A 26,581-nucleotide genomic window follows, 5' to 3' on the forward strand; every position below is an offset into this window, starting at 1 on the left:
CGGCCGGGCGACCACTTTTGAAATCTAGATAATGTATTAACATATTGCTTTAACATCAATATTTTCGTTATGCGCCATGAAGCATATGCTGAAATTTTGCAAGGAGCAGCGCAAGCGATACGCAATATAAAGACTTCCGCATGATTTATTATTGACGATGCGGTTGTTGCCCCTCATATTTCGCTCACATCGGAGGAGCGACGCACATCCAGTTGGTGTGCAAGGCAAAGCGATATAAATTCGCGTCGGCGCAATGCGCATGATGGGAGGTGCAGTGAAGATGTTGAGCACGGACAAGGCGGCCGGCGATGCCGGTGAGCGGCTGGATACCAGCCGGGGCACGAACCAGACCGGCGTGAAGCTCTATAACGAGCGGCTCGTGCTTTCGCTCGTGCGCACGCACGGTCCACTGTCGAAGGGCGAGATTTCGCGCATGACCGGGCTTTCCGCGCAGGCCAGCTCCGTCATCATGAAACAGCTCGAGATGGACGGCCTTCTGGTGCGCGGCGAGCCGCAGCGCGGCAAGGTGGGCCAGCCCTCCATTCCGATGGCTCTCAATCCGGAAGGTGCCTTCTCCGTCGGCTTCAAGATCGGCCGGCGCTCCGCCGATCTCGTGCTGATGGATATGGTCGGCACGCCGCGCCAGATGATCCGCACGACCTTCGCCTATCCGACGCCGGCGCTGCTGAAGCAGTTCTTCCAGACGAGCCTCGAGACGATCACTGACAACATGACGCGCATCCAGTTCAGCAGGGTGCGTGGCGTAGGCATCGCTGCGCCGTCGGAAATGTGGAGCTGGGAAGAGGAGGTCGGCGCACCGCATGACGTGGTCGATGCCTGGCGCAGCTTCGATCTCAAGGCCGAGGTCGCGCAGCTCTGCGATTGGCCGGTCCATTTCTACAACGACGCCACGGCGGCCTGCGCAGCCGAGCTCGCCTTCGGCGAAGGCGGCAAGTATCCGGATTTCCTCTACGTCTTCTTCGCCACCCTGGTCGGCGGCGGCGTGGTGCTCGACGGCAGCCTCTATCCCGGCCGCCGCGGTTATGCCGGCGCGATCGGGTCGGCGCCGGTTTCCACGACCGAGGCCGGCAAGCCGCCGAAACGGTTGATCCAGTGCGCCTCCATCTACCTTCTCGAGCGGATGATCCGCGACAGCGGCGGCGATCCGAGCCTCATCTGGCACAACAACGAGGACTGGAGCGCGCTCGGCGGTGTCGTGGACCGCTGGGTGGAGCAGGCAACCGACAGCCTCGCGCTGGCGATCGGCAGCGCCATCTCCGTTATCGACTTCCACAATGTGGTGATCGACGGCGGCTTTCCGCCGGACGTGCGGGCGAAGGTGGTGGCGCGCACGCGCCAGAAGCTCGCCGCCATGGACGTGCAGGGCGTGGCGCCGGTGGAGATCGTGGAAGGGAAAATCGGCAGTGATGCCCGCGTGCTGGGAGCGGCAAGCCTGCCGCTGCTGGCCGAATATGCGCGGCACCGGGACCTGCTTTTCAATTGACCGCACGGCGCGGGAGCGCCTTGCGGGCAGGAACATCGACAGACAACGAATGGGGCGCCCGTTTTACGGGTGCCGGGAGGATTTGCGTGCTTATCGGAATCGACTGGGGTGGAACAAAGATCGAAGGCGTGGCGATGGAGCCGGACGGGCGCGAGCTCCTGCGCCTGCGCCAGGACACGCCGCGTCATGATTATTTCGGCTGCATCCGCATGATCAAGGACATGATCGAGGGGCTGGAAACACAGACGGGCCGCAGTGGCTCGGTCGGCATCGGCATTCCCGGCTCGCTCGAACCCGTCAGCCGTCTCGGCAAGGGCGCGAGTTCCACCTGGCTGCTCGGCCAGCCGGTGGAGAAAGATCTCAACGACATCATCATGCGCGAGCTGCGCATCGAAAACGATGCTGACTGCTTTGCTGCCTCGGAAGCAGTCGATGGCGCGGGGGCGGGCCACAACGTCGTCTTTGCCGTCATCCTCGGCTCGGGCGCGGGGGCGGGCATCGCGATCGGTGGAAAGGCGCATCACGGTCCCAACAACAGCGGCGGCGAATGGGGCCACAATCCCCTGCCTTTTCCCGATGTCACCGAGATTTCCGGCCGCCCGTGCTATTGCGGCCGCCATGGCTGCATGGAGACCTGGGTGTCCGGCCGCGCCTTCGAGGCGGAATACACCCGCCACACCGGCGAGAAATTGAAGGCTCGCGCTATCATCGAAAAGAAGCGGGCCGGCGACCGGCTTTGCGGCCTGCTCTGGGACCGTTATGTCGATCGCGTGGCGCGCGGCCTAGCGACGGTCGTCAACACGCTCGATCCGGACGTGCTGATCATGGGCGGCGGCATGTCGAATGTCGACGAGCTCTATGACGACCTGCCGCCGGCGCTTGCCAGACGAACGTTCTCGACGGTGTTCCACACGCCCATCAAGCGGGCGGTACACGGTGATTCCAGCGGCGTGCGCGGCGCGGCCTGGCTCTGGCGCGATTGAAAGGAAAATTCCGATGGCCAATTCCACGCTCGCCGAGCGCTACGCCTTCGCACTGACGCTGATCCGCGATGCCGGCGACCTCGCCCATGGCTATTTCCGCCAGCGCGACAGTCTGACGATCAAGAGCAAGGGTGCCCAGGACATGGCCAGCGAGGCCGACCTGAACACCGAGCTTCTCATCAAGGAACGGCTGGCGACCGGTTTTCCCGAGGATGCCTTCTTCGGCGAGGAAACCGGCATCTCCACCTATGCGCCAGGTCAGGGTATCTGGGTCGTCGATCCGATCGACGGTACGCAGCCGTTCATTTCAGGCCTGTCCAGCTGGTGCGTGTCGATCGCCTTCGTGCAGGACAACGAACTGAAGTTCGGCATGGTCTATGCGCCGGCGCGCGACGAGCTGTTTGCCGGCGGCGTCGATTTCGCGGCCACGCTGAACGGCAGGCCCGTCGAGCGCCATCCCGGCCGCTCGGTACGCGAAGGCATCTGCGGCGTGGGCTATTCGCCGCGCGTCAAACCGGATGAATTCCTGCCGATGTTCGGCCGTCTGCTCCATGCCGGCGGCATGTTCTACCGCGAGGGCTCCGGCGCGCTAACCCTGTGCTACGTCGCAAGTGGCCGGCTTCTCGGCTATATCGAGCCGCATATCAATTCCTACGATTGCCTGGGCGCCATTGCCGTCATTCGCGCCGCCGGCCTGAAGACCAACGACTTTCTTGCCGATGACGGGCTGAACAAGGGCAATCGTGTCATCGCCGGCAACGACGCCGTCTATGCCGCACTTCTCGAAATCTATGGCGGTTGACCCATGACGGAGACCGCATTCCGCGCCGGGCGCACCTACGATGCCTTCCTGTTCGACATGGACGGCACGCTTCTCGATTCGACCGCGGTGGTAGAACGCATCTGGGGGCGCTGGTGCACGCATCACGGCTTCGACCCCGCCGTGTTCATCCCGACGATCCACGGCGTGCGGGCGATCGATGTCATCACGCCGCTCGCACTGCCGGGTGTCGATCCGCTGCGGGAAGCGCTTGCGATACAGGACGAGGAACTGGAGGATGTCGCGGGCATAACGCCGGTAGCCGGCGCGATCGATTTCCTGAATGCCCTGCCGCGCGATCGCTGGGCGATCGTCACCTCCGCGCCGATCGAGCTTGCGCGCAAGCGCATGGCCGCGGCCAGCATTCCATTTCCGGATGTCATGATCAGCGGCGAGGATGTGGCGAACGGCAAGCCGAATCCGGCCTGCTACCTGCTCGGTGCGAAACGGCTCGGGTTCGACCCGGCGCAATGCCTCGTCTTCGAGGACGCCACCGCCGGCATCCTTGCCGCCGAAGGTGCGGGTGCCGATGTGACGGTCATCACCGCCACGCATCACACCAGGATGACGACATCCCATATGTCAGTGCCCGACTATCGTGCGCTTCTCGTCTTAGCACTCCAAACCGGACAATTACTTCTATCAAATACCCTGGAAGACGCAGCAAACCACTCGATTTAAGCTCTTGAAAGGAGTCGAACCACCGACCCCGTGATTGATTAGCTTTTATTGACAGTAAGTTTTGTAGTCCGCGCAACTACTTGCTCTCCGGAATGGCGTCATTGACACCAATAGATGACTTGATGTGGTAGTGTCCGTCATCAAGACTGGAGAAGCAGAATGAACGACGTCACTCAGATCCGTAAGATGCCGCCCTTTCCATCGCGAGGGTTACTTATCGCATCCGCGAATATGTTGAAGTTCGTCGGACATTCCGGCTTCGAAGCGCTTCGATTGGAATGGGATTTGCAAGATACCGACGCTGGAACGGGAAGTGGTTTGATGGCTAGGGCGACATCCCTCGCGACTTATGCTCTCAAAAATCCGGAGCTGCGAACTCCCGACGGCAATTATCTTCAGTCTGAGATTGTGGCTAAAGCAGGCGAGATCTACCGCAATGGTTGGATGACTAACTTAAGCGAGAAAGAACGATCTGCTTTTAAAACTGCGTCGGCGAACGCGGGCTCGATGAACGACGTATCAGAGTCTGGGGTAGTGGTGGTCTCGACTGGAGATCCGCATTCTTCCTCCGCCACCGCCGCCCCAACGATATCTCCTCAAAGCAGTCCCTTGAAACGGAAGATATTCGTTGTTCATGGACATGACGAAGGGGCACGGGAAACTTTGGCTCGATTCCTAGAAAAATTGGATTTCGAAGTCATTATCCTTCACGAACAGGCCAACCGCGGGCGCACAGTCATGGAAAAAATAGAAGCTCATGGTGACGTGGGCTTCGCTGTCGTACTGCTAACACCCGATGACGAAGGTCGAAAAGTGAACGGAACGTTGAAATTCCGGGCTCGTCAAAATGTCATGCTCGAACTGGGCTATTTCATCGGCCGTCTCGGGCGGTCAAACGTCTGCGCCCTCACACGCGGTGACGTTGAGCTACCGTCGGATTTCGCTGGTATAGTTTACCAACCAATGGAAGACGGCTGGCGGGCGGCGGTAGCACGGGAGCTGGCCGATGCAGGCTTCGAAATTAACTGGGAGAAAGCTTCCAGATCATAAACCGGGATATCACTCGTAGAAAGCCCTGTTGTCGACGGAGACGACGACGCTGTCCCGCAATATACGCTGTGGCTCTACTACTCGCGCTTTCATCCTCGCGGTATACGGATAGGAGTCGGACAAAATGGCTCCCATGTCGTTTCGAATATCCGATCGCGAGCCATACTGAAGCTCGACATAAACGGTGCCCGCGACGGCCAGTTCTATAAACTCGTCATTGACAAAGGTGATTGTGTAGTTGTCGATCTCATGTCCATCTACGGATGTATGCGTCGATAGCTCATCAAGCTCCTGCAAGGTCTCAGAAAGAAATGCGTCGAGAACCGTGTCAAAAACTTCTGTTCTTAACGAGCGATGCACTTCCTCCCGGCAAGTTCGAGCAGCGTCATAGATATCCAGCAGGCCATTGAGCGAGTCATCCACTAGTACACGAATCTCCTCATCGTCATCGAGGATAGTTTCTTCCCGCACATGCGTTGACCGATTGAGCCTTTCGATTGTCTTCAGCAAGGGTTGCGCGATCTTGCTCAGGTCGAGCTTTAGAACGTTTTTCACGAAGTCCTTTGGCAAAGCGCCCTGGACTATGTATGTGACCCGCTGCAACCGTGTCGGGCCTTTGGTATCTTTGACAGGCTCAAACCAGCTACACGCTGTCACGCGTTGATCGGGGGCCATTGAATGAAGCACGTGACCAGTGAGTTCACGCATCGCTGCCGCACATAGGTTGCCCCGAATTGGATTTTCGCTCTCGCCGACGAGAAAGGCACCCTCAAGCACAGTCTTCATGAAATGATCATCGGGGTGTTCGGCTGCGAGCGATTCTCCCTTTGCACGTATCTCCGACCATTCCGGGACCCTATAGGGCATTTCCATGTCACCCGTTATTTGTTTCTGGAGCCCTCTACCAAACAGGGCTCTGCCCATCGGAAGAAGACAAACTTAGGCCAGTGGAACAGAGTCCGCCGGCGCCCTGGTAGCGTTCAAAATTTTCGCTGCGTCACCATTCGCACGATCCGACTCGACGGAAATGGCACAACGATGGATTTCTTCAGCTCGGCTGTCGCATGGAGGAGGATGAAGCTGTTGAATGGCGTTGCAAACCCCTCGGCGGTGAATTCGACGACATCACCGTTCTTGTCCTCAAGTCGCAAGGTTCCAGGACTGGACATGCGTCTGCCTGCAAGTGGTACGAACTCCGCAAGCGGGCTCAATCGGTCGACATATTCAGGCAGTTTCAACTCGCCGAACCGTTTCTGAAAGAGCGGTGAGAGCTCTGCACGACGGAGCTCGGAACGCATTCCCAGGGCAGGGCATATTTCTACAGGATTGAGGACTATTACAGCGCACGCGCGCTCATTTCGCCGAACATATTCCCTCATAGAGGCATACGCAGATGCACCAAACTTCTTACCCAAAGCGAGCGGGACTTTGATACTGAACGCGCTATCGGCGGCCATCTCCGCAAATCGGTCATCCTGGAACAGGACGACAGACGCAAAGATGTTGGCTTCTCGCTCAAACTGATCGGAGACATCCGGCGATAGGGACTTGTCGCAATCCTGGATCCAGCGAAAAAGTTTCGATTGGTGGGGGATATGTTTATGGCCCGCCTCGTGAAGCTTCAGGAAATTCTGCTTAGACTCCACGACCGTCGTGTCAATATGGATTAGATCTTCGTGGACGTCGAAGATCCCCCTGACTTTGTCGATTGCAGACTTGACCAAGCTCGCCGCCCGCTCACCAAATTCGCGGGCATGACGAAGAAGCTGACGCGGATCGAATGCGCTCATTGGCGCAACGCGAAGTTTCGCGGCGCCCAGCAGATCTGGGACCGGCGTTGGCAGCCGGTCCCATGCGCTTGCCTTATTCAACAGATCGGTCGCTGCACGATGGATTGCTGCATACTCGCTCGCAGTGAGCGAACTGTCGTCAGGCTTCAAGAGGTCAATCCTTCTTCGATCGCAGATAGCCGAGATACTTCAGCAGTTCGGATTCCTCGGCCTGCGTTAAGTTCAATTCAGCGAAAGTCGCCGCCCTCCCATGGCGTTCAACATCGGTACGCGTCGTCGTTATATAACCTGCTAACTCCATCAGTTTATCGTAGTCCACGCCATAAAGATTCGCGAGGGCATATAGGATGTTTGGGGACGGCTTCTGAATTTTACCGTTCTCAATCTGGCTTAGATAAGCATTTGAGACTTCTTTATTTGTCGCCTCTTCGACAGCGCGAAGAGTAAGCTTTCTATCTGTGCGGATTGACCCGAGATATTCTCCAAGGGTGACTTTCACGACTCTCCTCTTTCGATGACAGCGTTTCGGGCGCCAGCGCTGCCAGTGGATTTCGCGGCGCAACACATTCTACCTCCGTCGCTTGATAAGTCAAGCATGCGTGCTGCATGCTATTTCTATCAAGCATGCTATTTTTGTGCTTGACAGACTTAGCACGCTTGAATGATGATGCAATCACTGACCGACCGCGGTGGGATGGTCAGCCAAACCACAAACCCACGAGGGTAAAATGCACATCATCGGAAATGAAAACCCGGTCTCCCGCATCGAGGATCTTCTCGAAGATGTCCTTGATGAGATCATCGAACTGGAAGCCTACGCGAAGGACGGCAAGCGCCCGCCCCTCGCAAGGGGCTACCGCTTCAAGATCAACGACAAGTCGTTCGTCTGGGACAAGCCGTATATTACGGGCCGCGAAGTTCTCGTTCTCGCCGGCCTGACCCCGCCGGAGAACTATACGCTTCGCGTCAAGCTCGCCGGCCACAAGCCGCAGAAGGTGGAGCTCGACGAGAAGGTGGACCTCCGGCATCCAGGCACAGAGAAGTTCCGCGCTATCCGCAAGGAACAGACCGACGGCGAAGTTCAGGGGCGGCGCGATGCGCCGCTCCTGGACGCCGACATGGCCTTCCTGGAGGTCTATGGTCATCGCTTCGATATCGTCAAGGACGGCTCGACGTGGGCCATCCTTCATGACTTCCAGGTGCCCTCCTGCTTCGACCATAAGAGCGTGTCGCTCGCGATCCGCATCGAACAGGGTTACCCCATGACCCCGCTCGACATGCTCTACGTCTATCCCAAGCTGTCCCGCATCGACGGGCGCGAGATCCCGCAGACGCAGGTCGAACAGCCGATCGAGGGCAAGATCTTCCAGCGTTGGTCACGTCATCGTTCTGGTGCGAACCTGTGGGTGCCCGGCGTCGACTGCCTGGAAACCCACGTCTTCCTCATTGAGGAGATTTTTGAGCAGGAGGCTTCTCGATGAACGTCACCCTCAGCATGACAATCGACCAGCATGAAGTTCTGCGTCATCATCTCTTCCCCGGTGACGGTCTTGAGGCCGCCGCCCTCCTGCTCTGCGGCGGAAGCGGTCATGGAGACCGTTACCGCCTCTCCGTTCGCGATGTCGTCTTGCTCGATCATGACAAGTGCAAAAGGCTCGACGACCGCATTTCCTGGCCGACCGACCTGATCATTCCACATCTCGATCATGCAGAAGAGCTCGGGCTGAGTGTGGTGAAGGTTCATTGCCACCCCGGCAACTTCCCGCAGTTCTCCGAAGTTGACGATGTCGGTGATCGCGAGCTGTTGCCGGTGGTCCGCTCGTGGGTCGGTGCCGATATTCCTCACGGCAGCATCGTCATGCAACCCTGTGGACGGCTGTTTGGCCGCTATCTTTGGCAAGCTGACGAGATGCGGTCGATGGACATGATCAGCGTTGCAGGGCCTGACATTCGGCTCTTCCCTGCAAAGGCTCACAATCGCAATTCTCCGTTCGCCCGATCTCAGGATCAGGCCTTCGGGGACGGAACCACTGCAACGCTTGCAAGACTGCGCGCCGGCATTGTCGGTATTTCAGGAACCGGCAGCCCTTTGCTTGAACAGCTCATCCGCCTCGGCTTCGGCGAAATCGTCATCATCGACCCTGATACCGTCGAGGAGCGCAATCTTAACCGGATCTTGAACAGCAGCGTCGCCGATGCCCGCGCCGATCGGCTCAAGGTCGATGTGGCTGAAGCCGCAGCGATCGCAACAGAGCTTCCGACGAAGATCATCAAGGTCCCGTCGACATTGATGTCACCGGCGGCGATCCACTCGCTCTCGGTCTGCGATGTTATTTTCGGTTGCGTCGATACGCATACCGGGCGCTTCGCGATGAATTTGGTCTCTACATACCATATCATTCCGTATTTCGACGTTGGCGTCATGCTCGATGCGGTTGGTGAGGGCGATGCGGCCGGGCGAATCCGCGACATCTTCGGCACGGTCCACTACATCGTCCCCGGACGGTCGAGCTTGATTTCGCGTGACGTGATCTCGCTTCGCACCGTTGCGCAGGAAGGCCTGGCCGAAGCCGATCCGCAAGCGGAAGAACAGCAGGTTCGCGATAAGTATTTCCGCGGCTTGAACGTCAGCCGGCCCGCGGTGATCAGCATTAATATGTTCGCGGCAGCCTTGGCGGTGAACGATTTTCTGGCACGGGTACACTCCTATCGCCAGATGCCGAACAGCGATGTCGGCTCGATAGAGTTCAGCTTGGGTCAATTGCGGTTGACTGCAGACGAAGAGCAGGAAGATTGCGCACTCCTGCGCCCTTGGCTTGGCCACGGCAGGATTTCGCCGCTTGTTGGCCTGCCGGAACTTTCGGAGGCGCGTTCATGATGTGGCTCCGAGATGCCGCTCAATATGTCGCAGGGACACTCCGCGCAGTGCTACGCCGCCCCTACCGCGGCGTAGTCCGCGAAGGCAGCATGCCTCGGTTTGTTGCCCCGAAAACCCTATACATCTTGAATGAAGACGGAGACCCGTGGCAGGCGACGATGGTGTGCCCCTGCGGATGCGGAGCAGTCCTCGAGATGAACTTGGTACCTGACGAGAAAGCCGTCTGGCGTGCTAGAGTAGAAAAGGATGGAACAGGCACGCTTCACCCTTCGGTCTGGCGGCAGATTGGTTGCCGCTCCCATTTTTTCATTCGAAACGGAAAGATCCGCTGGTGCGATTGATGTGGACTACCTGCGGATCGGAATTTCGACAACTGGACGCAGCGGTTCGAGCTGCGTCTGATACCGGCGGACAATCTGATCGTAGAGATCCGCGACACGCTTGGCCTTAACGCTGACAACGAGTGCGTAGCGTAACTCGTCTTCTGGTTCGAAATCTCGGCTTTCGAGGCGGGCATTATAGTGGATGTCGAAGGCCGGATTGCGCAGACTTTTTCCAAGAAAACCGACAGAGGCGTGGAGCGTGTTCTCCCATTTCCAGGCGTCCCGGCGCAGATCCCCCTCCGTCAGACCCTTCTGCGCCTTGCCGAAGAAGCTCTGCGTATCCGCATGCAGTTTCTTGTCTTCTTTTCGCTTCGTATCTTTTGGACGGAAGGCAATTTCCAATCCGGCTCGTGTGTAGTTACCTGGATGGTGGGGATCCGTCAGGGTCTTGTAACAGATCGTCGCCGTTATCTGGACCTTGCCCTCCATTTCGGCAACCGGAACAGGGATTGGCGCCCTCACGTAGCTGCGTGCGGAAATAGTACCCTGGTAGATAACCCGGACGGTGTCATCGTCGCACAACAGGATGTCGTCCATCGTTCGGGCGACCCGACCCCGACCGACTTCTTCAGCAGAAATCGATGTTTCCTCCGCCGTATGAACGAGCAATGCTCTTACTGCAAGCATGTCGACGTTGGCGCCAAGGTGTGCCTTCACGCCCGCGGCTACCCTCAGCAGGCTCGGTGCGGCAAAGGAAGTTCCTCCGGTTACCTCGAGCTGTGGTCTTCCGTCCAAACTTGCAACCAGGAACGGTCGCTGCAGCGAACCGCCGAAATCGACAAGATCAGGCTTGATAAGACCTGGGCTTCGGCCAGGACCGACAGAACTATATGGCGCTCGTGCCCAGGTAGCGTCGGGACTATCGGCGGCGCCAACCGCCATCGCATTCACACAGTCGGAAGGCACCTGTATCCTATTGAACCCAAGTGCCGCGTCCCGCTCTCCATCGTTTCCGACAGCGATCGCTGCCAGGGTATCGTTCCTCGCGAACCGGTCGTCGAGCACCGCAGTCCACGCGTGAACATCGTCATCCTCAATAGGGAGATTTGGCCCGAGACTGATGTTGACCAGGTCGAACTGCCGAGCAAGCAGTGTCTGATCGATCCGGTAGAGCACCTCGTAAAGCCCATCCGGATCCTGGCTGGGGTCGGTGTCGAGAATACGATAGTGCTCAACCGGCGCGTAAGGTCTTGGAAGCGGTTTAGTCGGGTCGATATGGCCGAACAGAAAAGCCGATGTGACATGCACGCCGTGACGGCGAAGATCCTCATGGGAGCTGCCTACGCCCGTGGTATCGATTGGCGTCGTCCAGGCTGTCACCGGATGATTGTCTGGCACACCACCATCAAAGATGGCAACCCTGATTCCCGGATCCATCGGCGCTTCCGAGGGATATTGAATCTGAGGCGACGGGGTAGCGGCCGCCCGAATTGTCGGTCGGAGCACGCGAAGGGTCGGCATCTGCCGAAGTGCGCGGACCGCGGTAAATGTCGCAATGTCCTCGGCGCGTTCACTTGGCGCGGTTATCTCGACAAAGCAAAGCCCGCCCGCGTAAAAGCGGTTGTCCATTGGGGCGTCGATTCCAAGCTCCGCAAGATATGTCCGAAACGCGTGGACGATTTTCTGCTCGCCAAGAAGTTCATCGGTGTGGAGGACCGCTTCAAACGTTACGGTCCCTTTTTCCGGCAGATGGCCTTTCAGCTTGTCATCTGCGTCAGGAGCACCGATTTCCTCGATAGAGATAATTCCGTTGGTCGCGGTGGAGACGTTATTCCATTGCGGCATAGCTGAGCTCCAGCTACGCAGCGACGCTCTTGACCCCATCACAAAGATTTCCGTGGTCAAAGTCTCTTCTGCCGGCCGTCCTAGTGATCGCTTCTGCGGGGTGATCGATCTCGTACGGCTCCCGACCGCTTCGACTCCGACTTGCTGGAATAGCTCCTTCGGATAAAACGACTTTGCGATATATTCCGGATTGAGAACTACCGATAAAACTGCTTTGTCATCGGGACATGCCGCTTCTGGCAATCTGTCGACCAAAGAAACGGCGCGGGTCAGCATTGGTGCTAGACGCGACCGGGACTCAAAAAACGTATAAGGATGCTGTTTGGGGGAGCCACCCCTGACGCCTGTGACAGAAGATACCAGGCGCTCGCCCTTCCCCAAGAGAAAATTCTGCCTCGCCATCAGACACCCTTCCTTTTGCGCGGGCTAGCTTCAGTCCGCGAATGGCTACGTACGGTGTCGCGGGCGACGCCCGTCAACTTCTGCACGCTCCGCTGGGAAAGGCCGCCATCAACCAACATCGTCGCTAGATTGATGCGCTCTGACTTTGACAGCTGATCGGGCGAAATCAGGGCTTGTAGATGGGTCTCCAGCGCATCTCCCGAAATTGCAGCTGCCCGACGCGCACGTTCCACAGACTGCCTAATGTCACTGAATGATTGACCGTGAAGTGCGATCGAAAGGACATTCGCCCAGTGATCGGCGTTTTCATCATGGGGTCGAAGCAGGCCATTGACGAGCTCCTGAATTGCCGGCCGTTCTGGCATAGGAAACTCAACTTTCATCTCGAAGCGTCGCCAAACAGCTGGGTCTAGCAAGTCCGGATGATTGGTGGCTGCAAGCAACAGCCCAGTCGCCGGCCAATCATCGATCTGCTGCAAAAGTACGGTCACAAGCCGCTTGAGCTCGCCAACCTCGTCGCGGTCGTCCCGACGCTTTGCAATTGCATCAAGCTCATCTAACAGGAGAACGCAGTCCGCCTGCTTGGCATAATCCAGTACCTGACGAAGATTTGCTCCGGTCCGGCCGAGATAACTGCTCATAACCGCGGCAAGATCGAGGATCATCAAAGGCTTGCCGAGCCGTTTTGCCAACCATCTTGCGGCAAGAGTCTTGCCGACCCCGGGCGGACCGACGAAAAGTGCAGTCCTGGTCGGATCCAGCCCTGCCGCGTCGAGCGCTTCGAGCCGGCCTCGTTCCGCAATCAGCTGGTCAAGCGCGGCGGAAACCTCCGTGGCTAGCACTGGCGGATAATCGAGCTCGATAGTCTCCTCAATCTTTAGAAGATGGAGGCGCGAATCGGAATCAACCGGCATCGGGACTTCGGCCATCCGGCGCAGCGGGGTTTCTTTCGAGGGCGCTTCTCGAAGAAGAGCGGTCAGCGAACTGGAAAGATCAGGCTTATCCGTACGTGTTTTGCGCGCAATGCGTTGCACCAACATCTGGATATCCTGAGCTCGGCCGGCGAGAGCCAGGCGCGCAAGGCTGATGATGTCGGAATCGAGATCCGCTTTTGCCGTCGTCATGTGTGGAAATCCTCGTATGCTGGTATCCAGTCTCGCCTAAAGTGGACGAGATTTCAATAACGAATGGTAAATTTCTTCCACATGGATTGCAAGAACTTGAAAAATATGGATTATATGATGGCCTATAGGTTGGTCGGGACATTTAAAGACGGAGGCAACATGCTCTACTTCGCCTATGGGTCCAACATGGATCCGGATCAGATGATGGAGCGTTGCCCCGACGCGAAGCTCATTGGCCTCGGCTATCTGCCGGATCACATCCTGTGTTTTCCGCGTCGATCAAAAAACCGCGGCTGCGGCGTGTCGTCGGTCACTCCGCAGATCGGCCATGATACTTGGGGAGTGGTTTGGGAGCTAAGCGACAAAGATTTTGCCTCGCTCGACATCAACGAGGGCTATCGTCGCGACAGGCAACCGTCCGCAAACGCCTACAATCGCCTGACCGTCAAGCTCAATTTGAACGGGGAGTGGATCGATGCCGATACCTACCTCGCGTCGCCCCAGGAAGGCTTGCATCTCCCGAGTCTCGCCTACCTGGACCACTTGCGGAACGGCGCGAGCCACCACGGTCTCCCGGAGGTATATCGGACCTACCTCGCCGGACTGCCCCACGATTCCTTAAATTCCAATAGTTCTACGCCTCGACTTTGATCTAACGCCCGGAACCCCTGAAATGGCGTTCAAGCTAAAATCACAGATCATGCCCTGCTCGCTTTCCGCGATGGGAGATGTGAGGTAGGAATTTTTGAAACAATCCTCTGAAAAAAAATCAATGCAGCACGTAAAAATCACTCGAACTCAGCACCCGGTCGGTCATGGCGGTTTCCACTCGGGATTGATCTCGATAGTCGAGGGAAGGCCTGATGGCATCCGCACGACGAGCGACCGTCCAATTACCAGTTTTTCTTACGTCTACGATTGTGGTTCGGAGCGAAGCGGTGCCTTCAATAGCGAACTGTCGCTATATCGTGCGGCATCCTTCGGAATGACGGACGTCCTCTTTGTTTCTCATCTCCATGCCGATCACATCAATGGCATTGATCGCCTTCAGGCCATGGCGCCGGCCAAAACGGTCGTCGTTCCATATCTCGATACCGTCGAGCGCCTATTATTCGTGCTCTCCGATTTTGAGCAAGGGTCAGCATCCAGGACTTCGCTCGATTATTTCGAGGACCCGGGAGCTTGGTGGCTTTCAAGAGGCGCGGAGCGGGTGATTTTCCTGCAGCAGGGCGGACCAGACGACGTTCCGCCTGCTCGCGAGGGAGAGCCTGATGGACCGGTCGACGGTCCTTCAGGTGGCCGCCGGATAGAACTTGAGGAGGTTCCTCAAAAGAGAGTACCTGCAAGCCGGCTGGCAACCTACTGGCGCGCACCACACGGCGCGACCGATGAACAGCTCATCCCTGCTGACCCTACATCTCGTGAGTTCGAAAGCGGCTCCTTTATTGCAGCGTCCGGCTCTTATCTACAGCTTGAGTGGCGAGCCTTTCGAGGCGACCGTTGGCGCAGGGGAGACTGGATTCTTCTCCCCTACGTTCATCCGGTTGTCGATGCGACCCGCAAGCGGTTCTTGACGGATATCAAGAAGGCGATCGGCTTACGCGGAAGTGACCCGGTCAAACTCGCGGAACGGCTGCTCCAAAAACTGCGGTCTGTCGAAGGCGCCAAGAAGCTTATCGACATCTATAGCCGGCATTTTGCAGGAGGTCACAATTCGATTTCCATGTCCCTTTACTCGGGACCATTGTCCACGCGCTCGGAAGAGCGCAGGGATCCCATCAGTTTACCCAGCGGGTGGCGTTCTTCTCTCGAAGAGCCAGCTTATGGTCGGTTCTTTTGGCAGCAGGGCGGCAGTGGCTGGTTAAGCACGGGTGACGCCGCACTGCGCCAGGATAAATGGCGACGACCTTGGCAGGAATTCTTTGGTGACTTCGGGGAGCGAATTGCCGTCATGACCTTGCCGCATCACGGCTCAGCAAACAATTTTCACTCGGATATTTTAGACTTCAGCGGTTTGCAGTTCGCGCTTGCAACCACCGTCGAAGCCCGAAACCGGGTTGCCCGCCTCAGAGAGACGCTCGGCGAGGTGGAAAGCAAGGGCATCCGCACCCGCGTCATCGATGACGAAAGATTGGCTCGCTTTACCGTCACTTGCGAGCGGAGCATGTCTTGAATGTTCTGTGTGAAGCCAAGCTGAGCGCGTGGCTGATGCGTCACAGTCAGCTTCGGCCCGATAGCATAAAATTCCACCGCTAAACCTTTGCCGGTTAAACCGGAATCAATGATATGGATAGTCTTTCGTCTGACGAAATATCTGCAGAGCGCTCAGAAGAAATATATGTGCCCGACAATGTGGTTGGGCCGTTCATGCCGGTTACGCAGCACGATATAAATTTTTTCAATGATCTTATCGCGCAAGAAGTGGACTCCGCCTACACGTCGAGCATCTGCTGCTGCGATGCCTGCTACGACGACTTTCAACGCTACTGGCCGGGCGTGGCGTACCGGGAAATGGAATTCCAGACGCAGGCGATGAGCCTGTTCTGGTTCATAGAGTATTCGCGGATTGTTGACTGCTACACTCCGACCGAACTCTCTACGCTGCGGCATTTTGTCGAATGTCCGCGCTGTCACGAAAACATCGCTGGCAATATGTGGCTGTACGAGCATCGGTTCAGTGACGCCGAGGAGTTGGAAGAAGCCATTGTGGAACTGTCGATAATTGGAAGGCGAACGCCTTTCCTGATCCTCGAACATGAGCTTGCAAGGCAGCTTCTGGAGGCGATCCGCCAGCACGCTTCGACGGTCTCGCTCGCGCCACTTCCTCACCTGCTCTATAGGGCGAGAGCAGCCGCTAGTATGATAGAACTCGGCCAGTTGCCGAGTGAAATCCAATCCTACGGTGCGGCGCCGCCTGAATATGTGACCGAAGGGCGCTTCAATCATGCCGGCTCGCCAATGATTTATCTAGCAAATACGGCGAACACGGCTCTGAGGGAAATTGGCGAGCCTGAAAAGGATTTCAACGTCGCCGCACTGGCGATCGATCAACCGTTGAAAGTTTTCGACCTCGTCGACATCGATGATGAAATTTCATCCTACGAGCTTTTCATAACTGTTGCCAACTCCGCTCTACTCGCGGCGCCCCGTACAGGCAAGGGTTGGCTGAGGCAGCAATATGTCTTTTCTCGCTTCGTTGCCGATTGCGCAAAGTCAGCCGGCTTCGACGCTATTCGATATGGGTCGACTAAGGATCCTTCGGGCTGGAACTACGTTTTGCTGGAACCCAGCGAGAGCGTCGCCCGGCTTGTAAGCTGGGAGGGTCTACGCTCGAACTTCAGATAGGCCTTAGACTATTCCAGTTCTAAGACCGGAGAAAGCCGGCTGCATTCGCTCAACAAGTTCATAGCCACAACTACATCACACTCCATGCCCGAAACCTCCCCCTCCCCGTCATCTCGCGAAGCCCGAGCACCGTCACGATCCGCCGCGCCGCCTGCGGCGTCACCTCGAGCGTCTTCGCCACCATCCCGGCCGACACCAGCGGCTTTGCCATGACGAGCTCGACCAGTTCCGGCAATTTTGACGATGTCCGGCGGCCCGCCAGTTTCCGGTCCATCATCGTCTTCGCCAGCGTCAGCCGGTCATGCTCTTTCACGCCGATCTCGGCGGCCGCCAAGAATCCGTGGGCGATGGCCAGCAGCCGGGTTTCCCGATCGCGATGCCGGCGCCGATCCACCGGGATGGTTCTGAGGCCGGTATTGATGGCGGCGAGATGGGCACCGGTGGTGATCCCGGCATGGCGCAACGTCGACGCGGCCAGCAGCCGGCCGAGCCAGGGCGCGTGCTGAAGGACAGACAATTCGTTCCAGGCATCTAGGGCAACGATGGTCTGCAGCACCGCCGGCAGGTTTTCCACCTGGCGCAGCACGCCGCGCCATTCGTCGAGCCGGGCATCCTCGTCCCAGTCGAGATCATAGACCAGCGCATCCTTTTCGGCAGCACGGCTGCCCGCGGGGCGCCCCGGCCGCGTGGCATTCTCGATCGCCGCCTCCGACCGCGCCAGCACCGCATCGATGGCGGCATAATCGACGCCGGGCAAACTCTCCGCACCGTCACCATCATCCCCCTCCCCTTCCCGCTCGACCATTTTCGCGGGCTTGGCGTTGCTGTCGTCCGCGGTGCTCTCAGGACCGTCTGATGATCCAGGCCATGCCTGGGGCTGTCGCAGGGTTCGGATACCGTCGGCGGACAGTGCCCAATCCGGCGCTTGCCCGGCGATGCGCCGGCGAGTCCGAAGAACGTCGCGGGCGATTGCGAGCTCATGGGTGGGGGTGCGGATATCGCGGGTCGCGTCGTGGAGGACGAGATCTTCGAGATGCACGAGCTCGCCGTCGATCCAGAGGGACGCGCAGGCGTCGGTGAACTGGGATCGTTCGATCCATCCCTGGCCGACCGGCGAGCGGGCGATACGCTCGTCCAGACGCGCGAGAGCGACACCGGCTTCAAAAGTCGGTCTCATCAGGGCAGTCATGCTGATTTTGGTAAGATCGTAAGCCATTGAAATCATGGTAAATGATTTGCTAAAGGAACTCTATGGGAATATTACGGTTCCTCACATGGTATAATTGCCAGTTGAGGTTCTAACCACCGATAAGTATCCTTTATCGTTGGTTATCGATACGCCTCCTCAGCTTCTTAAAAGAGAACCGCACCTTCGATTCCCGAATTTATTTTTTTACATTCACGAATCTTTACGGTTTGCATTGATTTTCTAAGGCGTTATTGGACTTATACTGCGATGAATGCGACCTCTGCGCTCCGAGAAGCATGCCACGGGGCTGTTCGTCCCGTGGCTGATATGTCGCTCTATAGCGATGTCGCCCGTCACAACGCGCCGGCTGCGGTACATTTTTTGTTAAACGTCACCCCCTATTTCCGCTCGCCCTCGGCATTGATGTCGAGTGAACGGGAATGCGAGCATGTCAAAACCAGACCTTTCATCACGTCATTTTCAGCGCAAGATCTCGAAATTCTGCGAGCTGCGCATCGCGCCAATCGCCTCGAAGCGTTCGTCGAGCGCCATCGAGGCTTATCTCACCAAACTCATCGCGCACCGTCTGATCCCTCCCCTCCTGAATGGTCGTTTCGACTGGACGGAGATCGCACACACTTGCCGCCTCGGTGAAGAACTGACCGGCGATCTCAAGAAGCAGATCCGTATCGCCCTGGATGCCATCCTGCGATGGCTGGGTGCCCCACCCGTAGCGGAGGACGTCCGCTCGTCAAGACAGCAGGCATCCCGATCCCGCGGATTAGGCCAGCCTGAAGCCGCAGAAGCCGCAACTGCAACCAGAAAGGCGCAGGTTGGAGATGAGGGCTTTCGCGCTCGATCGACCTCAGTTCAAAGAGGACCAGAGCCTAAACACATCCCTCCGTTTCCGGAGCCATTGTTCGAGGCGAGCGACGACCCAGCCGCGTTTCAGGATGCTCTGGTCTATCAGATGCGCCGTTTTGGCGAGAGCTACTGGCAGCTCTTTCGCGCCGTCGTCCGCCTTGGCGAGACGTTTGACCACAAGACCTTGTTGTCCTGGATCCAGGGCGAGCGCGTGCCGCGCTCCATCGCCAGCTTCGATATCCTCGCGCGCATCGAACATCGATACCGGCTGCCTGCGGGCTACTTCAAGGCGAAGCTCCCCCGTCAGGCCCGTTCCCTGCACGGCCATGACCTGAGCGACATCACCCCGGCGCAGCGGCGTCGGATTGCTTGGCACCTTCCCGATGATTTCAGCAGCTTGCCGTTCAACAAGCGGGAGGAAATCGTCGACTGGGTGCGCCGGGTCATCATCTCGGGATCGACGGACTATCGGCGGTATCAAGCCGCGGCCAGCAAACAGCGTTACGCCATCCGCTTTCCCGGGATAGCCTATGGCGGAGGGGCGCTGTCTCCGCGCACCAACTCCCTGATCGCGAATGCCAACAACAACACTGCGGAAACCTTCGAAGACCCGGATCTCTTGTCCGGAGTGGTCGAAGCGCCGCCGCGGCTTGCCATGGAAATGGCCGACCTGATCCGATTCAAGACCTCGACACTGACGGCGATCGGCTTTCAGCGGAATGGCGTATGGGGCGAGGAGACGGCCGCGCAGAAGATCGAGCATCTCGGCCTGATGTTCGGCGCGCTGGCAGCGTCGCCCGCCGGCGTCGTCAAAGGCCGCGGCGTGCCGCTCAGCCAGTTGACCTTTGGCCTGCTGATCTTTCCCGGCGTTTGGGACTGGTATCTGCAATGGCGCGAGCGGCGCCGCGGCTTCTATACCAAATGGGAAGAAGACATGCTGATGGTCGCCCAGGCACTGACACGCGCTGAGGTCGGCTGGATTAGGCAGCATCCCGAGCTTCTGAAGAATGTGCGGCCAATCGATAGTCTGATCGCACCGGAGGAGATCGCATTCGCCCAGCGCGACTGGCATGGCGCCTGCGACGCGTTTCATCGGCACGCCGCCAACCGCTCGAAGGAAATCCAGCGGGTCATGCGCGTGCATCGTGACCCCTTCGAACCGATCATGTGTGTTCTGGAAGCGGAAAGCCCGCTGGCGGAATATCGCAAGATCACAGACGAGATCCTGAACCGGATGCCGGACGAGGACCGCTACCCACGTGCTGCCGCGGAGGCCGTTCGATCCTTCCTGCTGCTTCGTCTCGGGATGCATCTCGGTCTTCGACAAAAGAACCTTCGCCAGCTGCGCGTCTGCCCGCGCGGACATTTCCCGACATCCGAACGGCGCCTTGAAGATATGAAGTGCGGGGAACTGCGTTGGAGCGACCGCGAGCAAGGATGGGAGGTGCTCGTTCCGTCTGTCGCCTTCAAGAACGCCGGCTCGTCCTTCTTCGGGCAGAAACCGTTCCGGCTCATTCTGCCGGACCTGCTCGATCTCTACAAATATCTCGAAGCCTATATCGACCGGCATCGCGGCGTCTTGCTTGGACCGGCAAAGGACCCCGGAACATTGTTCGTCAAGACGGTGAAGACGAACAGCGTGGATGCCGCGTATAATTCAGCGACCTTCTATGAAGCCTGGCGGACCGTGATACAGCGGTACGGCATCTATAATCCCTATACAGGTCGTGGCGCCATCAAAGGCTTGCTGCCTCATGGACCGCATAATGTGCGGGACATCCTGGCAACCCACATTCTCAAGCAAACAGGGTCGTATGAACAGGCAAGCTATGCGATCCAGGATACGCCGGATGTGGTGCAGCAGCACTATGGGCGCTTCCTGCCACAGGACAAGGCGGCGCTGGCCGCCAGGATCTTGAACCAGGTCTGGGAAGCGGCGTAAGGCAGCCACACCGAGCAGCGGTCCCTCAATATCCGAGCGGATGTGGAAACGTCCATCCGCTCGGGCGCGTGTCGATCGCGCTGCGTTGGGGCTTAAGGCAGCCGGCTCTATGCGAGCCAACCGATGATAAGCCCTATCGCGAAGAGCGCGAGCACCATGACAAACGTACCGCGCCAGACGGACGATGTGGGCTGTGCGCCGGCATAGTCATTGTCCGGTCCAGGCGAGCGATCCCATCCAGTCATTGTCCAGCCTCCTATTGTAGGCGACACGATAGCAAATTCACGACCAACGGGAAATCAGTTTTCGTCCTCACCCTAGACTTGTCTGCCGGGTTCAAGTGAGCCAGAATTCGGGCGGGGATAGGGGATGAAGAAACGATACTGGCTCATAGGCGCACTGCTGATTTATGCGTTCTTCAGACAGATGGACGATGGGTCAACCGTGCCTTCGTCCCAGGATGCAGTGTCGTCTCGCGTTGAAAGGGCGGCTGACACCGAACCGGTAGAGGACACCGCAAAGCCGACGCGCGAACTCTCGAGCGCAAAGGTCGAGACGCCATCCAGCGATGGCCTGGTGCTTCGGCCTGTCGATGCGGCTATTCGCTACGTGTCGGGCAAGCGTGTGGGGTTTCGATCGGGTCCCTCAACCACCGATTCTATCATCGATCGTTTCGATGCCGGGAGAAAGGTCTTCCTGATGGACGAGGCGGGAGACTGGTCCAGAATTCGAGATGATCTCACCCAGCATGAGGGATGGATCGCCACTCGCTTTCTTTCCGAAACCGCGACCAGGACGAAGGCCGCACCGGCAAAGAAGGAGAACAAGCCGGAGGAGATCGAGGTTGCCGTCCCCGTCGTTCCGGACTCGGTCTTGATCCAGCGCATTATCGCGGAATCTCTCGAGTCCTATCCCAGCTCATGTGCATGTCCATATAGCCGCGACCGCGCGGGGCGGCGCTGCGGCAAGCGGAGCGCCTATAGCAAACCGGGCGGATATGCGCCGGTCTGTTTCCCTGGCGACGTCACGAAGGCGATGGTCGAGGCGTTCAGATTGCGGTAGCCTTTTCCTCACGTATCATCTGCGCTTATGATTAGCGGATAGTCTTCTTCGCCAGCCTCACCCCAGGACCGCCCCCGTTTTCCGGGATGAACTCCACACCAGCGGTTTCAAACGCCTCCTGAATTGCCTTCAATGTGGAGGCATGTGCGGGCTTTCCAGCTTCAATACGCGTAATAGTCGCTGCCGTCACCTGAGCTTCGCGGGCCAGATCTCGGACACCCCATCTCAGTGCCGCTCGCGCCATCCGAATTTGCTCTTCAGTGATCAAAATTATTACCTTGACATAATTTCCAGAACCGCCAAATTATGCCAGTGATATAATTTGGCATAACCAGGCGGCTAAGCGGAGTGCGGTAACACTCCACTCAGCCTTACCACAACCCAAGCTGATAGGAGCTCGGATCAATGGCTGATTCGGACGATACCACGACTTTGTCTTCCGTCACGCGCAGGATGCTGCTGACGTGCACGATGGCGACCATGGCAACGTTGCCATTTGGACCCGGCACGGAGAGTGTAAAGGCATTTGCCCCCAACAAGATCTGCGACCCCGCGCTGGACGTTTGGCGACAATGGTTTGAAGCCTTCAATGAAACACAGCGCCTTTGGAAATTGCAGCTGGATCTTGAACGCCAGATGGTTGCTGCTATCGGATTTCCACAGGTCGAAATCATGCTCCCCGGAGAAATGAAGCCGGTCCGCGCATTCAGCCTGGAAGAAGTAGATCGGATCTGTGGCGATGCATCTGGGCATGAGGCCGTAAGGGCAAGGGCAATAGCATCCTACCGGAACCGCCAGGACGCCTGGAATCGTTTGGATGATGCCTTAGGATATACTCGGGCCGCGAAAGCCGAGGTACGAGCTGATCGTACTGAAATGATGACAGCCGACGCCCTGATGAGCACACCGGCCGCGACACTTGCCGGCGTTGCGGGCAAGCTTGATGCGGTCCTGCGCAAGGGCGAGTACTATGGATCGCCCCCGGATTTCCCCTGGCAGCACGTGCGTTCAGCGCAGGCCGATCTGATACGCATCGGGCAAACCCTGCAGCCTAACCTCTTCATGTTTGGCAGCGGCGCCGAGATCTTCCTGGAGTCCGACGGGGACGCATTATGAAAGGCGCTATTGGCGAACAGCACTCCGAAGCCCTCCGCCATATGCATGCAACGAGGGCGCATGTTCAACTGACGTCGCCTGAACATATTGGTCATCTCCCCGAGCACAGGCGTCGTGAACTGGGATCGGTCGCGCGTATCCTCTTTGAGGAGTTCGAGCAGGCACAGAAAGACAAGCAACTGAAGAAGGGCACGGCCGGCAGTATCGTGAAGCTGGTTCTGTTTGGCTCCTGCGCAAACTGTTTGGGTGTCGAAGCGTACGAGGGTGACGATCGCGCTGCATACAACCTGCTCGTCGTCGTCAGCACAAAAACCTTTGCCGATCCAGGTTTCTGGGATCGGGCCAGGGATCGCCTGTGGTGGGAACTGACGGTCACGAGGTGTCTGAAGACGCCGGTCAACTTCATCGTCTATTCAATCATGGATTTAAACAACCAGCTTGTTCACGGTCGTCCCTTCTTCGTGGACATCGTCCGCGACGGCATCATGATCCATAACAGGCTAGGCTTTCCCTTCGTTAAACCCAAACCGCTGGATTTAGAGGTGGCCAGAGCCGAGATGCTCCAGCATTTCGATCACTGGTTCCCGAACGCCGAGTATCGCTTCGAACTGGCGAAGCATGCTGTGGGGCGTGGCTACAACAGGGAAGCAGCCTTTGACCTTCATCAGACGGCCGAACAGCTCTACCATGGTACCCTACGTGTCCTGACGCTTCACAGCCCGAAATCGCATCGACTTGCCTGGCTGCGTACACATGCGGAGCGGGTCACGCCGCGGCTGATCGCGGTCTGGCCCCGCGACAGCTTCTTTGCCGCGCAGCGCTTTGCTCGCCTCGACAAAGCCTATATCGGGGCCCGATATTCGCGCCATTATAGAATCGATGAAGAAGACTTAGCTTGGCTGATCAAGCGTGTGACCGTGCTGCAAAGAACCGCTTTATCGGTTTGCACCGCACGCCTCGAAAGCGCCGAGCGGGCTTCACTTCTACCCAAACCCCAGACGAGATCGCTCTGATCACCGTCTGGTCCGATGTGCCTCATCTGTTTCAACAACAAGCAGGCGGGCTTCGCCTGGCTCGAGGAAAGCTACATTCTTCAAGCAAATCAAGCGTCGGAGGAGGCCTTTTCATTACGCACGTGGACTCAGTGCTCGAGAGGATGGGTGCGATATTCAGCATCGTTGCGTTTCAACGATGTTTGACCCTTTCACCTCCGGGCCTTCCGATGCTCGATGACACGGCACGCTCGCATGATACGAGTTGAGATTTCAGTTATTGCAGTTAGGCATCGCAGCTCCTATATTGCCGTCAAGGAGACCGCATCATGGCCAGCCAAATCATTCACTTCGCCGGGTTGTCGGATCGGGACCGCATGGCAGCCTCGCCGCTGCCAAAGCTTACTGCTGGCGACAGGTTGGAACTTCATGTTCATCAAGAAGGGGGACGCGAGCATAAGCTCTCGATTCCACCGTCGGCCGCCGCCGCGGTTGAGGCCCTTCTGGCCCACATGTTGCGCGGCGAACGAGTTGCGCTCCTCACTGAGGAGCAGGAATTGAGCCCAACAGAAGCATCCGCGATCCTAGGCATCTCCCGTCCTCTGGTCGTTCTGCGCATGGATCGCGGCGATCTGCCGTTCCGTTACGTGGGCAAGCATCGTCGCGCTCTCCTCAAGGACGTACTCGCGTTGAAGACCAGGCTCGACACACGCCAGGCCGCGATGGATGCGCTTGCCGAAGACACGGAGAATCTCATTCAGACCCATGGCCTCTAAACCGCCCGTCGCGGTCTATGATGCCTGCGTCCTGTATCCATTTCACCTACGCAATGTCTTGGTCCAGTGCGCCTTCGACGGTCTGGTCGAAGCACGCTGGACGGACGACATACATGGAGAGTGGATCCGCAATCTCGCGGCCAACACGCCGACTTTGCCCATCGAGCGCCTCGTAGCGACACGCGATAGGATGAAAGCGGTCCTGCCGGACGCCGATGTCGCCGATTATCGCCGTTTGATCCCGGACCTCCGACTACCCGATCCTGACGACCGGCATGTTTTGGCCGCCGCCATCGCTGGAGCAGCCTCCCTTATCGTCACCTGGAACCTCAAGGACTTTCCGGCAAGGGAACTTGTCAAATATGGGGTGGCAAGTAAGTCTCCAGATGAATTCCTTATCGATCTATACGCGGCGTTTCCCGAGGCGCTGATCTCCAGCGTCAAACGAGCCCGGCACAATCTCCGAAAGACGGTTCCCTCCGTCGACGCATTCGTCGATGGATTTCAAAAAAGCGGCATGAAGATATTTCCGGCACTGCTTCGTCAAAACATCAACAGGCTGGTCTGAACCGACAAGCTCTCGCTACGCTAAACACCATCTATTCCGCCTCGAGCTCTGCCGCCACGAAGGATTTCCCCTCCACGCCTTTGCGGCGGAGCAGGCCCGCATCCTTCAACGCCAACGGTGGTGAGAAACTGTTTGGCCGTGACATAGCCAACAGGCGCCCGGCATCGGGCTGCCGCCCGGAGAGGAAGTTGGCTTTGCCCAGGTTGGCGATCTGCGCGCGGGACAGCGCGAGCGCCGGATGCACATCAAGGCCTGCGACGCCCGGATCGTGGAAGCGTAAGCCGAGCCGCTTGGGTGCTGTCAGCCGCCGGCGACGAAGACGATCTCATTCGGCCGGTCGCGCTGTTCCGCGCGCAGATCGCCGAACTGTCTCATCTACCTTGCGGCAGTTTTCAGGGCCGGGCGAGCGCCCAGCACCTGGCCTAAATAGCGCGACCAAACAAGATCGCCCCGCGAATTAAGTGCGATGCCGGCGAAGAAGGCCGCAGCAAGCGCGCTGGCCCTCGCACACGCGACAAGGCCCAGCCGGGCTGAGAAGGCGTGATCGCCTGGGCAGAATTGCATGAGAAAACGGGCGAATCCGTAGCCAGCTCCCTGGCCCGGATGTGCACATTTGGCCGCAAAATAACTTAATAAGCGCACCGCTCGTCCGGTAGGAATATAGACGGATAATCTTGCATTATCGGATATCTAAAGGCAGCAGAGTTGCGCCTTGGGGAGAAGATTGTCCCTTAGCTGAATATACGGTTCCTCGTGCCCGCGCCACCGCTTCCCATAATGTCCCTAAGCCAAGCTCCAGAATCATCCGCTGCACTACCTGCGGAGCTCGGTCGAGCGCCTTCCCGGCCATACCTGATAAGACCGGCGGTTCCACCATCATCAGCTTGACCGACTCCGGCAGCTTTAATGATTTTCGCCACCTTCCCTTCCTCTGTCCAACGTCGTTTCGGCAGCTTCAGCCGGTCGTGTCCCTACCTACGATTTCGGCAGCCGGCGAAGGCCGCGAGCGATCATCGCTTTCATCGCCAGCGGGCTGTCGCTCTAGCACGTGAAGTCGCGCCACTCGACGAGCCAAGCACTCTCGTCTCGGTCGAGATCGCAAACCTAGGAATTCTTTTCGACTGCCTTATTGCCGCCAGCGCGGCTTTTCCATTTGACAATCGATTGCAGGCTGGACCGGGCGACCATCTCTGCCTTTTCAGCTATGCGGTCGCTCGCCGCTGGGTCGCAACCGTCTGATGGTCCAGGCAAAGCCCGGGAATTCGTAACGTTAGAATACGCTCTGCGGAAACGCCCAATCAGGCGACTAAGCTGGAATCCACCGGGA

General features: G+C 58.0%; 27 protein-coding genes. 18 read left to right on the forward strand and 9 right to left on the reverse strand.

All coding sequences use genetic code 11. The features are described from left to right. The first annotated feature begins 280 nt into the window (after positions 1–280). The 5 genes from MKI86_RS21480 (at position 281) to MKI86_RS21500 (ending at position 5,038) form a co-directional block, all read left to right on the forward strand. The gene (locus MKI86_RS21480; RefSeq protein ID WP_241605232.1) at positions 281–1,504 is read left to right on the forward strand and encodes an ROK family transcriptional regulator; all 1,224 of its coding nucleotides are present in this window, start codon (positions 281–283) and stop codon (positions 1,502–1,504) included. An 86-nt stretch (positions 1,505–1,590) separates the two neighbouring features. After that, on the forward strand, positions 1,591–2,487 hold the full coding sequence (locus MKI86_RS21485; RefSeq protein WP_241605167.1) for an ROK family protein: 897 nt from the start codon (positions 1,591–1,593) through the stop codon (positions 2,485–2,487). A gap of 13 nt (positions 2,488–2,500) precedes the next feature. Next, entirely contained in the window at positions 2,501–3,289 is a 789-nt protein-coding gene (locus MKI86_RS21490; RefSeq protein ID WP_134651499.1) for an inositol monophosphatase family protein, read from the forward strand. A gap of 3 nt (positions 3,290–3,292) precedes the next feature. Next, positions 3,293–3,988 (forward strand): HAD-IA family hydrolase, encoded by a 696-nt coding sequence (locus MKI86_RS21495; RefSeq protein ID WP_241605169.1) that lies wholly within the window; start codon positions 3,293–3,295, stop codon positions 3,986–3,988. Positions 3,989–4,147: 159 nt separating this feature from the next. Continuing rightward, the gene (locus MKI86_RS21500; RefSeq protein WP_241605171.1) at positions 4,148–5,038 is read left to right on the forward strand and encodes a TIR domain-containing protein; all 891 of its coding nucleotides are present in this window, start codon (positions 4,148–4,150) and stop codon (positions 5,036–5,038) included. Between the two features lie 9 nt (positions 5,039–5,047). Here MKI86_RS21500 and MKI86_RS21505 read toward each other — a convergent pair whose 3' ends face one another. From MKI86_RS21505 to MKI86_RS21515, 3 genes are all read right to left on the reverse strand, one after another. Continuing rightward, positions 5,048–5,824, reverse strand: coding sequence for a pPIWI-associating nuclease domain-containing protein (locus MKI86_RS21505; RefSeq protein WP_241605173.1), 777 nt, complete (start codon positions 5,822–5,824; stop codon positions 5,048–5,050). A gap of 194 nt (positions 5,825–6,018) precedes the next feature. Then, complete coding sequence (locus MKI86_RS21510) at positions 6,019–6,978, reverse strand: ImmA/IrrE family metallo-endopeptidase (RefSeq protein ID WP_241605175.1); 960 nt, start codon at positions 6,976–6,978, stop codon at positions 6,019–6,021. Positions 6,979–6,982: 4 nt separating this feature from the next. Further along, positions 6,983–7,327 carry a helix-turn-helix domain-containing protein gene (locus tag MKI86_RS21515; RefSeq protein WP_221157355.1) on the reverse strand — a complete coding sequence of 115 codons (345 nt, stop codon included), beginning with the start codon at positions 7,325–7,327 and terminating at the stop codon, positions 6,983–6,985. A gap of 229 nt (positions 7,328–7,556) precedes the next feature. On the opposite strand from MKI86_RS21515, the gene MKI86_RS21520 reads away from it, so the two are divergent. The 3 genes from MKI86_RS21520 to MKI86_RS23930 all read left to right on the forward strand — a co-directional run bounded on the left by MKI86_RS21520 (position 7,557) and on the right by MKI86_RS23930 (position 10,047). After that, positions 7,557–8,309: a multiubiquitin domain-containing protein gene (locus MKI86_RS21520; protein ID WP_241605177.1), complete on the forward strand. Its 753-nt coding sequence runs from the start codon at positions 7,557–7,559 to the stop codon at positions 8,307–8,309. Beyond that, positions 8,306–9,706, forward strand: a complete 1,401-nt coding sequence (locus MKI86_RS21525) for a ThiF family adenylyltransferase (protein WP_241605178.1) — start codon at positions 8,306–8,308, stop codon at positions 9,704–9,706. The genes MKI86_RS21520 and MKI86_RS21525 overlap by 4 nt, the downstream gene beginning before the upstream one ends. An 89-nt stretch (positions 9,707–9,795) precedes the next feature. Next, complete coding sequence (locus tag MKI86_RS23930) at positions 9,796–10,047, forward strand: ubiquitination-like system serine protease family protein (RefSeq protein WP_507200885.1); 252 nt, start codon at positions 9,796–9,798, stop codon at positions 10,045–10,047. Positions 10,048–10,053: 6 nt separating this feature from the next. Here MKI86_RS23930 and MKI86_RS21530 read toward each other — a convergent pair whose 3' ends face one another. Continuing rightward, complete coding sequence (locus tag MKI86_RS21530; RefSeq protein WP_241605180.1) at positions 10,054–12,276, reverse strand: S8 family peptidase; 2,223 nt, start codon at positions 12,274–12,276, stop codon at positions 10,054–10,056. Beyond that, positions 12,276–13,400 carry an AAA family ATPase gene (locus tag MKI86_RS21535; RefSeq protein ID WP_241605182.1) on the reverse strand — a complete coding sequence of 375 codons (1,125 nt, stop codon included), beginning with the start codon at positions 13,398–13,400 and terminating at the stop codon, positions 12,276–12,278. Before MKI86_RS21535 ends, MKI86_RS21530 begins: the two co-directional genes overlap by 1 nt. A 159-nt stretch (positions 13,401–13,559) precedes the next feature. Here MKI86_RS21535 and MKI86_RS21540 point away from each other — a divergent pair, with 159 nt between their 5' ends. From MKI86_RS21540 to MKI86_RS21550, 3 genes are all read left to right on the forward strand, one after another. Beyond that, positions 13,560–14,051: a gamma-glutamylcyclotransferase family protein gene (locus MKI86_RS21540; RefSeq protein WP_241605184.1), complete on the forward strand. Its 492-nt coding sequence runs from the start codon at positions 13,560–13,562 to the stop codon at positions 14,049–14,051. A gap of 94 nt (positions 14,052–14,145) precedes the next feature. Continuing rightward, entirely contained in the window at positions 14,146–15,573 is a 1,428-nt protein-coding gene (locus MKI86_RS21545; RefSeq protein ID WP_241605186.1) for a hypothetical protein, read from the forward strand. Between the two features lie 113 nt (positions 15,574–15,686). Continuing rightward, positions 15,687–16,745: an RES family NAD+ phosphorylase gene (locus tag MKI86_RS21550; protein WP_241605188.1), complete on the forward strand. Its 1,059-nt coding sequence runs from the start codon at positions 15,687–15,689 to the stop codon at positions 16,743–16,745. Positions 16,746–16,815: 70 nt separating this feature from the next. Here MKI86_RS21550 and MKI86_RS21555 read toward each other — a convergent pair whose 3' ends face one another. Further along, complete coding sequence (locus MKI86_RS21555; protein ID WP_241605190.1) at positions 16,816–17,970, reverse strand: RHE_PE00001 family protein; 1,155 nt, start codon at positions 17,968–17,970, stop codon at positions 16,816–16,818. 412 nt (positions 17,971–18,382) lie between these two features. Here MKI86_RS21555 and MKI86_RS21560 point away from each other — a divergent pair, with 412 nt between their 5' ends. Continuing rightward, complete coding sequence (locus tag MKI86_RS21560) at positions 18,383–20,740, forward strand: hypothetical protein (RefSeq protein WP_241605234.1); 2,358 nt, start codon at positions 18,383–18,385, stop codon at positions 20,738–20,740. 107 nt (positions 20,741–20,847) lie between these two features. On the opposite strand, the gene MKI86_RS21565 is transcribed toward MKI86_RS21560, so the two are convergent. After that, on the reverse strand, positions 20,848–20,985 hold the full coding sequence (locus MKI86_RS21565) for a hypothetical protein (protein WP_241605192.1): 138 nt from the start codon (positions 20,983–20,985) through the stop codon (positions 20,848–20,850). Positions 20,986–21,109: 124 nt separating this feature from the next. Between MKI86_RS21565 and MKI86_RS21570 the strand changes: the two genes are divergently transcribed. Continuing rightward, positions 21,110–21,802, forward strand: a complete 693-nt coding sequence (locus MKI86_RS21570; RefSeq protein ID WP_241605194.1) for an SH3 domain-containing protein — start codon at positions 21,110–21,112, stop codon at positions 21,800–21,802. Between the two features lie 31 nt (positions 21,803–21,833). Here MKI86_RS21570 and MKI86_RS21575 read toward each other — a convergent pair whose 3' ends face one another. Next, a complete protein-coding gene (locus MKI86_RS21575) occupies positions 21,834–22,046 on the reverse strand; it encodes a helix-turn-helix domain-containing protein (RefSeq protein ID WP_241605236.1) in 213 nt (70 codons plus the stop codon). Between the two features lie 161 nt (positions 22,047–22,207). Here MKI86_RS21575 and MKI86_RS21580 point away from each other — a divergent pair, with 161 nt between their 5' ends. The 4 genes from MKI86_RS21580 to MKI86_RS21595 all read left to right on the forward strand — a co-directional run bounded on the left by MKI86_RS21580 (position 22,208) and on the right by MKI86_RS21595 (position 25,254). Next, complete coding sequence (locus tag MKI86_RS21580) at positions 22,208–22,918, forward strand: hypothetical protein (protein WP_241605196.1); 711 nt, start codon at positions 22,208–22,210, stop codon at positions 22,916–22,918. Beyond that, positions 22,915–23,931, forward strand: a complete 1,017-nt coding sequence (locus MKI86_RS21585) for a HEPN domain-containing protein (RefSeq protein ID WP_241605198.1) — start codon at positions 22,915–22,917, stop codon at positions 23,929–23,931. Before MKI86_RS21580 ends, MKI86_RS21585 begins: the two co-directional genes overlap by 4 nt. A gap of 308 nt (positions 23,932–24,239) precedes the next feature. After that, positions 24,240–24,686 carry a helix-turn-helix domain-containing protein gene (locus MKI86_RS21590; protein ID WP_241605201.1) on the forward strand — a complete coding sequence of 149 codons (447 nt, stop codon included), beginning with the start codon at positions 24,240–24,242 and terminating at the stop codon, positions 24,684–24,686. Next, positions 24,676–25,254, forward strand: a complete 579-nt coding sequence (locus tag MKI86_RS21595; RefSeq protein ID WP_241605203.1) for a PIN domain-containing protein — start codon at positions 24,676–24,678, stop codon at positions 25,252–25,254. Before MKI86_RS21590 ends, MKI86_RS21595 begins: the two co-directional genes overlap by 11 nt. A gap of 31 nt (positions 25,255–25,285) precedes the next feature. Here MKI86_RS21595 and MKI86_RS21600 read toward each other — a convergent pair whose 3' ends face one another. Further along, positions 25,286–25,498: a hypothetical protein gene (locus tag MKI86_RS21600; RefSeq protein WP_241605205.1), complete on the reverse strand. Its 213-nt coding sequence runs from the start codon at positions 25,496–25,498 to the stop codon at positions 25,286–25,288. 662 nt (positions 25,499–26,160) lie between these two features. Between MKI86_RS21600 and MKI86_RS21605 the strand changes: the two genes are divergently transcribed. After that, on the forward strand, positions 26,161–26,493 hold the full coding sequence (locus MKI86_RS21605) for a hypothetical protein (protein WP_241605206.1): 333 nt from the start codon (positions 26,161–26,163) through the stop codon (positions 26,491–26,493). Positions 26,494–26,581: the final 88 nt, after the last annotated feature.

It is taken from the genome of Shinella sedimenti, assembly GCF_022601905.1.
In the GTDB taxonomy this organism is placed as follows: domain Bacteria; phylum Pseudomonadota; class Alphaproteobacteria; order Rhizobiales; family Rhizobiaceae; genus Shinella; species Shinella sedimenti.

Coding starts and splice junctions, on each gene's coding strand:
- MKI86_RS21575 (WP_241605236.1), bottom strand. CDS start 22,046: ATGGCGCGAGCGGCACTGAGATGGGGTGTCCGAGATCTGGCCCGCGAA.
- MKI86_RS21590 (WP_241605201.1), top strand. CDS start 24,240: ATGGCCAGCCAAATCATTCACTTCGCCGGGTTGTCGGATCGGGACCGC.
- MKI86_RS21500 (WP_241605171.1), top strand. CDS start 4,148: ATGAACGACGTCACTCAGATCCGTAAGATGCCGCCCTTTCCATCGCGA.
- MKI86_RS21570 (WP_241605194.1), top strand. CDS start 21,110: ATGAAGAAACGATACTGGCTCATAGGCGCACTGCTGATTTATGCGTTC.
- MKI86_RS21565 (WP_241605192.1), bottom strand. CDS start 20,985: ATGACTGGATGGGATCGCTCGCCTGGACCGGACAATGACTATGCCGGC.
- MKI86_RS21525 (WP_241605178.1), top strand. CDS start 8,306: ATGAACGTCACCCTCAGCATGACAATCGACCAGCATGAAGTTCTGCGT.
- MKI86_RS21550 (WP_241605188.1), top strand. CDS start 15,687: ATGGATAGTCTTTCGTCTGACGAAATATCTGCAGAGCGCTCAGAAGAA.
- MKI86_RS21480 (WP_241605232.1), top strand. CDS start 281: ATGTTGAGCACGGACAAGGCGGCCGGCGATGCCGGTGAGCGGCTGGAT.
- MKI86_RS21555 (WP_241605190.1), bottom strand. CDS start 17,970: ATGATTTCAATGGCTTACGATCTTACCAAAATCAGCATGACTGCCCTG.
- MKI86_RS21530 (WP_241605180.1), bottom strand. CDS start 12,276: ATGGCGAGGCAGAATTTTCTCTTGGGGAAGGGCGAGCGCCTGGTATCT.
- MKI86_RS21585 (WP_241605198.1), top strand. CDS start 22,915: ATGAAAGGCGCTATTGGCGAACAGCACTCCGAAGCCCTCCGCCATATG.
- MKI86_RS21490 (WP_134651499.1), top strand. CDS start 2,501: ATGGCCAATTCCACGCTCGCCGAGCGCTACGCCTTCGCACTGACGCTG.
- MKI86_RS21505 (WP_241605173.1), bottom strand. CDS start 5,824: ATGAAGACTGTGCTTGAGGGTGCCTTTCTCGTCGGCGAGAGCGAAAAT.
- MKI86_RS21535 (WP_241605182.1), bottom strand. CDS start 13,400: ATGACGACGGCAAAAGCGGATCTCGATTCCGACATCATCAGCCTTGCG.
- MKI86_RS21580 (WP_241605196.1), top strand. CDS start 22,208: ATGGCTGATTCGGACGATACCACGACTTTGTCTTCCGTCACGCGCAGG.
- MKI86_RS23930 (WP_507200885.1), top strand. CDS start 9,796: ATGCCTCGGTTTGTTGCCCCGAAAACCCTATACATCTTGAATGAAGAC.
- MKI86_RS21560 (WP_241605234.1), top strand. CDS start 18,383: ATGTCAAAACCAGACCTTTCATCACGTCATTTTCAGCGCAAGATCTCG.
- MKI86_RS21605 (WP_241605206.1), top strand. CDS start 26,161: ATGATTTTCGCCACCTTCCCTTCCTCTGTCCAACGTCGTTTCGGCAGC.
- MKI86_RS21520 (WP_241605177.1), top strand. CDS start 7,557: ATGCACATCATCGGAAATGAAAACCCGGTCTCCCGCATCGAGGATCTT.
- MKI86_RS21595 (WP_241605203.1), top strand. CDS start 24,676: ATGGCCTCTAAACCGCCCGTCGCGGTCTATGATGCCTGCGTCCTGTAT.
- MKI86_RS21540 (WP_241605184.1), top strand. CDS start 13,560: ATGCTCTACTTCGCCTATGGGTCCAACATGGATCCGGATCAGATGATG.
- MKI86_RS21495 (WP_241605169.1), top strand. CDS start 3,293: ATGACGGAGACCGCATTCCGCGCCGGGCGCACCTACGATGCCTTCCTG.